Annotated in this window: 1 protein-coding gene; it reads left to right on the forward strand. The window is 56.2% G+C overall.

Going from position 1 to position 235, the window contains the following annotated elements:
- Positions 1 to 235: hypothetical protein (locus SB756_RS35525; RefSeq protein ID WP_410913941.1), on the forward strand; the 235-nt coding region annotated here is incomplete at both ends.

A 235-nucleotide genomic window follows, 5' to 3' on the forward strand; every position in this document is an offset into this window, starting at 1 on the left:
TTATGATGTGTGCTTTAACCACTTCTTCCGTGCACGCAACGAGCAGGATGGCGGCGACCTGGTTGACTTCCAGGGCCACATCTCCCCGGGCGTGTACGCTCGTGCTTTCCTGGAAGGTCGTCTGACTCAGGAGCAGCTGGATAACTTCCGTCAGGAAGTTCACGGCAATGGCCTCTCTTCCTATCCGCACCCGAAACTGATGCCGGAATTCTGGCAGTTCCCGACCGTATCTATG

It is taken from the genome of Pseudomonas sp. SIMBA_068, from assembly GCF_046534705.1.
Taxonomy (GTDB): Bacteria; Pseudomonadota; Gammaproteobacteria; order Pseudomonadales; family Pseudomonadaceae; genus Aquipseudomonas; species Aquipseudomonas putida.